This is a genomic window from Anaeromyxobacter sp. PSR-1 (assembly GCF_000964525.1).
GTDB lineage: Bacteria > Myxococcota > Myxococcia > Myxococcales > Anaeromyxobacteraceae > Anaeromyxobacter.
Genome location: NZ_BAZG01000218.1, coordinates 1 through 6,826, shown reverse-complemented (window position 1 = coordinate 6,826; position 6,826 = coordinate 1). Strand labels below are relative to the sequence as shown.

At 75.3% G+C, this 6,826-nt stretch carries 5 protein-coding genes and 1 rRNA gene; 2 read left to right on the top strand and 4 right to left on the bottom strand.

Annotated features, from left to right (window positions below; translation table 11 throughout):
- Positions 1–92: 92 nt before the first annotated feature.
- Together rrf and mtnP are read left to right on the top strand one after the other, a co-directional pair.
- Positions 93–209: ribosomal RNA gene (gene rrf / locus PSR1_RS20600) — 5S ribosomal RNA — on the top strand.
- 171 nt (positions 210–380) lie between these two features.
- Positions 381–1,262 (top strand): S-methyl-5'-thioadenosine phosphorylase, encoded by an 882-nt coding sequence (mtnP, locus tag PSR1_RS20595; protein WP_059439263.1) that lies wholly within the window; start codon positions 381–383, stop codon positions 1,260–1,262.
- A gap of 190 nt (positions 1,263–1,452) precedes the next feature.
- Here the strand turns inward: mtnP and PSR1_RS20590 are convergent, their stop codons facing one another.
- The 4 genes from PSR1_RS20590 to PSR1_RS20575 form a co-directional block, all read right to left on the bottom strand.
- Positions 1,453–2,130: a UdgX family uracil-DNA binding protein gene (locus PSR1_RS20590; RefSeq protein ID WP_059439262.1), complete on the bottom strand. Its 678-nt coding sequence runs from the start codon at positions 2,128–2,130 to the stop codon at positions 1,453–1,455.
- A gap of 77 nt (positions 2,131–2,207) precedes the next feature.
- A complete protein-coding gene (locus PSR1_RS20585) occupies positions 2,208–2,633 on the bottom strand; it encodes an NUDIX hydrolase (RefSeq protein WP_059439261.1) in 426 nt (141 codons plus the stop codon).
- 38 nt (positions 2,634–2,671) lie between these two features.
- The gene (locus PSR1_RS20580) at positions 2,672–5,812 is read right to left on the bottom strand and encodes an efflux RND transporter permease subunit (protein WP_059439260.1); all 3,141 of its coding nucleotides are present in this window, start codon (positions 5,810–5,812) and stop codon (positions 2,672–2,674) included.
- Positions 5,809–6,826: efflux RND transporter periplasmic adaptor subunit (locus tag PSR1_RS20575; protein WP_059439259.1), on the bottom strand; the 1,018-nt coding region annotated here is incomplete at its 5' end. The genes PSR1_RS20580 and PSR1_RS20575, both read right to left, overlap by 4 nt.

The window sequence follows — 6,826 nt, the reverse complement described above, 5'->3', positions numbered from 1 at the left end:
TGCGGCCCTCAGCGGCCCCGCGGTGCGGTGCTCTTCTTTTCCCTTCGTAACGGTTGTCGAGAGGCGACGAGCCTCACGTTCTTTCAAAGGTTTGCGGTGGCTATATCGGTGGGGTCACACCCGTTCCCATCCCGAACACGGTAGTTAAGCCCACCAGAGCCGATGGTACTGCACCGGAAGCGGTGTGGGAGAGTAGGTCGCTGCCGCATCTTTTCGTGCCCGCCAGAGCAATCCGCTCTGGCGGGCTTTTTCTTTTTTGGCGCGCATTGCGCCGGCGAGGCCGCCGGGCGAGGCGCGCGACGGGCCGAAGGCTGCGCAGGGAAGGCGTCCGGGCGGGTATACTCGCCCTTTCGCCGCAGCCGCGGCGACGGAGGGGCTCGATGGCGCGCGCGATGGTCGGGGTGATCGGGGGGACGGGGCTGGGCGAGGCGCTCGGCGCCCTCGGCGGCGGCGAGGTCCGCGAGCTGGACACGCCCTTCGGCAGGCCGTCCGCGCCCATCACGCTCACCGAGGTCGGCGGGGTGCCGGTGGCGCTGCTCCCGCGGCACGGGGAGGGGCACATGCTCAACCCGTCGCAGGTGCCGTACCGCGCCAACATCTGGGCGCTGAAGTCGCTGGGCGTCACGCACGTGCTCGCGAGCGGCGCGGTGGGCAGCCTCCGCGAGGAGGTCGCGCCGCGCAACCTGGTCATCCCGGACCAGGTGATCGACAAGACCTTCCGCCGCGCCGGCACCTTCTTCGACGACCTCGCCGTGCACGTGGAGTTCGCGGCGCCGTTCTGCACCACGCTCCGCAACGTGCTGGTGAAGGCGGGCACCGGGTTCCCGGCCCGCGTCCACCAGGGCGGGACGTACGTCTGCATGGAGGGCCCGCAGTTCTCGACCCGGGCCGAGAGCGAGCTGCACCGGAGCTGGGGGGCCTCGCTCATCGGCATGACCGTGATGCCGGAGGCGAAGCTCGCGCGCGAGGCGGAGCTCTGCTACGCGCTCGTGGCGCTCCCGACCGACTACGACTGCTGGAAGCCGCACCCGGCCACGCTCGACCAGGCGAAGCTCATCGAGGAGCTGCTGGCGAACGTGAAGTCCGCCACCCAGAACGCGATCGAGCTGATCCGCCGGGCCATCCCGCACGTCGCCGCGCTCGAGAAGCCGTGCGGGTGCCAGTCGGCGCTGGCGCTCGCGATCTGGTCGGACCGCAGCCGGATCGCGCCGGCCACCCGCGAGAAGCTCCGCCCCATCCTGGAGAAGTACCTGGCCGGCTGAGCCGGGCGTCACAGCGCCTCCCGTTCGCGTGGGGCCCGTCGCGAGGCACACGATGGCGTCGCCGAGCCGGGCACACGAGGACCGAGCAGCGCAGGCGTGCCCGTAGGCACGTCGAGCAGCGCAGGGACGAGTCTGCCCGGCGCAGGCAGCCAGCGTGCGCCGCAGCAGGGCTCTACGCGAATGGGCGGCGCTACCAGGGGCCGGCGGCGGGCGGCTCCGGCGACGGGGACCGGCGCAGCAGCGCGGCGACGCGCGCCAGGTCGGCGACGAGGCCTGCCAGCGCCTCGCGCCGGGCCGCGTCGTCGGGGGCGCGCAGCACGGCCGACGGGTGCACCGTCGCGATGACGATCTCCGCGAGCGGGGAGGGCACCGGCTGCCCGCGCCGCTCGGTCAGGCGGAACCCGCGCCCGAGCAGCGCCTGCGCGGCGGTGGCGCCCAGGCACACGAGGGCGCGCGGCCGCACCGCCGCGAGCTCCGCGTCGAGCCAGGGACGGCAGGCGCGCACCTCCCCGGCGCTCGGCTTCTGGTGGATGCGGCGCTTGCCGCGCGGCTCCCACTTGAAGTGCTTCACCGCGTTGGTGACGTAGGCGTCGCGCCGGTCCAGCCCGGCGGCGGCGAGCGCACGGTCCAGGAGGCGGCCGGCGGGGCCGACGAACGGCTCGCCGGCGCGATCCTCGTCGTTGCCGGGCTGCTCGCCCACCAGCATCACGGTGGCGCGCGGCGGCCCGGCGCCGAACACGGTCTGCGTGCCGCGCTCCCACAGCGGGCAGGCCGTGCAGCCGGCGGCCGCGCGGCGGAGCGCCGCCAGCGTGGCTCGAGAGGGGACGAGCGGGGCGGCGGTGCCGCCCGGCGGAGCGCGCCGCGGCATGCGGACAACATGGGGCCGCGTGCCCTGGGCCGCGAGGTCGGGGACGCCCGCGGCCGCGGTCGCGGGCGCGTACGCCGCTAGGCGGCGGGCGCGGCGAGCGCCAGCGCCGCGAGCTGGCGGACGTTCGCCGGGCACTCGAGCGCCGCGAGCTCGTCGCGGGTGACCCAGCGCGCGGCGTCCCACTCGTCGCAGGCGGAGAGATCCCGGGTCGCCACGTCGGCCACGAACGCGAAGTTCAGGTGCAGCCCCTTCGAGCCGGCGGGGTGCTCCTCGTAGCCGATGAGCCCCGGGGGCGAGCCGTCCACCCCGAGCCCCGCCGGGAAGCGGCCGGTGAGGCCGGTCTCCTCCCGGAGCTCGCGCACCGCGCCCTCGAGCGGCGTCTCGCCCGCCTCGAGCTCGCCGCCCACCGGCAGCCAGGTGCCGAGCCGGCGGTGGCGGATGAGCAGGACGGCGCCGCCGTGGCGGCAGAACACGGAGGTCGAGAAGGCGCGGCGCTCGGACATGGCCGCGCAGTATGCCACCGGGCGCCGGGCCGCGGGAGCTAGGCCCCGCCGGCGGCCCGATCGCGGGCGGCGGCCGGCGGCTCCGGCGCCGCGGTGTCCGCGCCGGCGTCGTCCGCGACGGCGCGCGGTCCGCGCCGGCCCCGGCGCCGGAGGCTCTCCACCCACACGAAGACCACCGGCACCACCCACAGCGTCAGCATGGTGGAGGTGATCACGCCGCCGATGACGGCGATGGCCATGGGCGCGCGGAACTCGCTCCCCATGCCCTTCCCGAGGGCGGTGGGCAGCATGCCCAGGATCATCGCGCCGCTGGTCATGAGGATGGGGCGCAGGCGGCGCGGGCCGGACCTGCGCACCGCGGTCTCCGGGTCGTCGCCCTCGCGCAGGTGCTGCAGCGCCGCGTCCACCAGCAGGATGGCGTTCTTGGTGACGAGCCCCATGAGCAGGATGATCCCGATGAGCGAGCCGAGGTTCACCGTCTGGCCGGCGAGCCCCAGCCCCAGCACCGCGCCCACGATGGCGAGCGGGAGCGAGAGCATGATGGTGAAGGGGTGGACGAACGACTCGAACTGGCTCGCCAGGACGATGAAGATGAACACCACCGCGATGAGCAGCGCCATCCCCATGTTCGCCTGCGACTCGGCCTGCTCCTTCTGCATGCCGTCCCAGAGGTACGCGTAGCCGGCCGGCAGCGGGCGCGCGGCCACCCTGGCGCGGAGCGCCTGCACCGCGCCGCCCAGGTCGTGCCCCGGGGCGATCTGCGCCCAGACCGAGATGCTCCGCTCGCGCCGCTGGTGCTCGATCACGGCCGGGCTGGTCGAGCGCTCCAGCCGCGCGAGCTGCGCGAGCGCCACCGGACCGCGCGGCGTCGAGATCCACATCCCGTCGAGCGCGCCGCGCGACTCCCGGTCGTCCCCGGCCAGCCGCACGCGGATCTCCGACTCGCGGCGCCCCTCGCGCAGCTTGCCCGCCACCTCGCCCTGCGTGGCCAGGCGCACCTGCAGCGCGACCGCGCCGGCCGGGACGCCCAGCCGCGCCGCCTCCTCCCGGTCCACCTCGACCTGCAGCTCGGGCTTGCCCGGCGAGTCCTTGAGCTGGATGTCGGTGAGCGCAGGGATCGAGCGCATCTCCGCCACCAGCCGCTCCGCCTCCTCGCGGAGGCGGGCGAAGTCGCGCCCCGTCACGTGCATGAGCACCGGCGGGAAGTCGCCGATGCCCTCGAGCATGGGCGGGTCCGAGACGGCGCGGGTCGCGAGCCGCTCGTCCGCGGCGAGGACGCCGCGGATCCAGTCCTTGTAGGTCTCCACGCCGTCGGGGCGGGCGTTCTTGTCCACCAGGTTGACGCGCCAGCGGACCTGCCGCGGGTCCTCCTGGTAGCCGATGGTCGCGTAGACCGCGGTCACCCCGGGCAGCGCGCGCACGCGCTGCTCCAGCGTGGCGCTGCGCCGCGAGGCGGTGGCGAGGCTGGTGCCCGGCGGGTACTCCAGGTTGACGATGAGCTGGTTGCGGTCCTCCCTGGGCGCGAACTCGGACCCGAGCAGCGGGGCCACCGCCAGGCTGGCCAGGAACAGCAGCGCGGCCGCCGCGAAGGTGAGGCCGCGGTGCCGGAGCACCCAGTCCAGCGTGCGCGCGTACACGCGGTCGCCGGCGTCGAACCCGGCGCGGATCCGCCGCGCCACCGGGTGCTCCCGCCGCGCCTGGCCCGGCACGTGCGCGCGGACGAACCGCGCCGAGAGCATCGGATCGAGCGTGAACGCCACGAACAGCGAGATGAGCACGGCCACCGTGATGGTGAGCCCGAACTGGCGGAAGAACTGCCCGGTGATGCCCTGCATGAACGCGACCGGCACGAACACCGCCACCAGGGTGAAGGTCGTCGCCATCACCGCCAGCGCGATCTCCTGCGTGCCGCGGCTGGCCGCCACCGGCGGCGCCTCGCCCGCCTCCAGGCGCCGCGTGATGCTCTCGCGGACCACCACCGCGTCGTCGATGAGCAGGCCGATCGCGAGCGACAGGCCGAGCAGGGTGAGCTGGTTGAGCGAGAAGCCCATCCAGTACATGACGAACAGCGTGCCCACCACCGACGTCGGCAGCGCCAGCGCGGAGATGATCGTGCCGCGCACGTCCAGCAGGAACAGCAGGATGATGAGGATGGCCATGGCGCCGCCGAAGAAGATGGCGACCCACACCTCGTGCGCGTTGGCCTCGATGATCTCCGACTGGTCCACCAGGACCTGCGCCCGGAACCCGAGCTCGCCCTGCAGCTCGGGCAGGAGGCGCTTCACCTCGTTCGCGACCGCGGCGGAGTTCGCGCCGGCCTGCTTCACCACCTCGACCGCGACCGCGTCCACGCCGTCGGTGCGGACCAGCGTCTTCGGCTCCTTGGCGCCCTTGCGCACCAGCGCCACCTCGGCGAGCCGCACCAGCGAGCCGTCCTGCGCGGCGGCCACCGGCATGCGGCGGAGCGCGTCCACGTCCCGGAACTCGCCGCGCACGCGGATGCCGACCTCGCCGTCGCCGGCCGGGAACTTCCCGCCGGGCAGGTCGAGGTGCTCGCCCTGGATGCGCCGGAACACGGCGTCCGGGTCGAGCCCGACCCCGCGGAGCCGGTCGCGGAACAGGTCCACCGAGACCTCCGGCTCGGCGCCGCCGACGATGCGCACCGCCGCCACGCCCTCGAGCTGCTCGAGGCGCGGGCGCACCTGGTCGTCCAGCTTCTCGCGGAGCGCGATGGGGTCCTGGCCGGACGCCGCCGAGAACACGAGCACCGGCTGCGCCGCCACGTCGTACTGCGCGATCACCGGCGCCCGGGCGCCGAGCGGCAGCTCCCCCTGCGCGATGCCCACCTTGTCGCGGACGTTCTGGACCGCCTCGCCCAGCGGGACCGACAGCTCGAACTCGATGAACACGAGCGACACGTCCTCGCGCGAGGACGAGAAGACCTTGTCGATCCCGGCGATGGAGGAGACCGCGTCCTCGATGGGCCGGGTGACGTTCTCCTCGACGTCGCCCGGGCTCGCGCCGGGGTAGGTGGTGGTGATGGTGACGAACGGGATGCTGACGTCGGGGTAGAGGTCGGTGCCGAGCCGGCGCAGGCCGAGCAGGCCGAGCACGACCAGCGTCACCGACATCATGGCGGTGAAGACGGGCCGGCGGATGGCGACGTCGGAGAGCGTCATCCGCCCACCTGCGCCAGCGCCGCGCCCTCGGCCAGCCCGATCGGCGGGTCGGTGACGACGCGCAGCCCCTCCGGCCAGGCGCCGCCCTCCGGCACGACCACCGCGGTCTCGCCCTCCTCGCCGAGCAGGCGCACCGGCAGGGCCCGCGCCTTGCCGTCCCCGCCGGCCAGCCACACGGCGTGGCCCCCGGTGCGCTGGACCAGCGCCGCGGCGGGCACGCGAAAGGCCTCGCGCTCCGCCCCGCGGGGCAGGTCGGCCCGCGCGTATGCGTTCGCGAGGAAGCGGCCGTCGGGGTTGGGGACCGCGATCTCCACCGGCACGCGGTTCGTGGCCGCGTCCACCGCGGGGACCACCACCGTCACCACCGCGTCCGCCGTGCGTGCCCCGGTGCCGGGGAGCGACACGGCCACCCGGGCGCCGGGCCGGAGCTCGGCGGCCTCGGACTGCGTGAGGGAGGTCTCGAGCACCAGCTCGCGCGTGGTGACGAGCGTGACGAGCGGGACGCCGGGCGAGACCGCGATGCCCACGCCGTCGGGCACGCGCGTGACCACGCCGGGGAAGGGCGCGACCAGCCGGTGGTGAGAGAGGTGGACCCGCGCCTGCTCCGCCTGCGCCTGGGCCGCGGCGAGGTGCGCGGCGGCGAGGTCGCGCTGGGCCTTCGCCTGGGTGGCCTGCGCCTCCGAGGCGCCCTCCTCGCGGCGGAGCCGCTCGGTGCGGGCGAAGGCGTCCTCCGCCAGCGCGAGCTGCGCCCGGGCGGCCTCGACCGCGGCCTCGGCCTGCCGGACCGCCGCCGCGGCGGCGCCGGTGTCGAGCGCGGCCAGGAGCGCCCCCTCGCGCACCTCCTGCCCGCGGCGCACGGCGACGCGCTCCAGCGTGCCGGCCACGCTCACCGCCAGCGCCGAGGCCTGGCGCGCCTTCAGCGTCCCGGTGGCGGTGACGCGCGGCGCGAAGCGGATCCGCTCCGGGGCGGCGAGGTGCGCGGCGGCGGCCGCGGGTCCGGCGGCGGGCGCGGGG

Excerpts from the sequence above, each read along its gene's own strand:
- mtnP (WP_059439263.1), top strand. The coding sequence starts at position 381 with ATGGCGCGCGCGATGGTCGGGGTGATCGGGGGGACGGGGCTGGGCGAG.
- PSR1_RS20590 (WP_059439262.1), bottom strand. The coding sequence starts at position 2,130 with ATGCCGCGGCGCGCTCCGCCGGGCGGCACCGCCGCCCCGCTCGTCCCC.
- PSR1_RS20585 (WP_059439261.1), bottom strand. The coding sequence starts at position 2,633 with ATGTCCGAGCGCCGCGCCTTCTCGACCTCCGTGTTCTGCCGCCACGGC.
- PSR1_RS20580 (WP_059439260.1), bottom strand. The coding sequence starts at position 5,812 with ATGACGCTCTCCGACGTCGCCATCCGCCGGCCCGTCTTCACCGCCATG.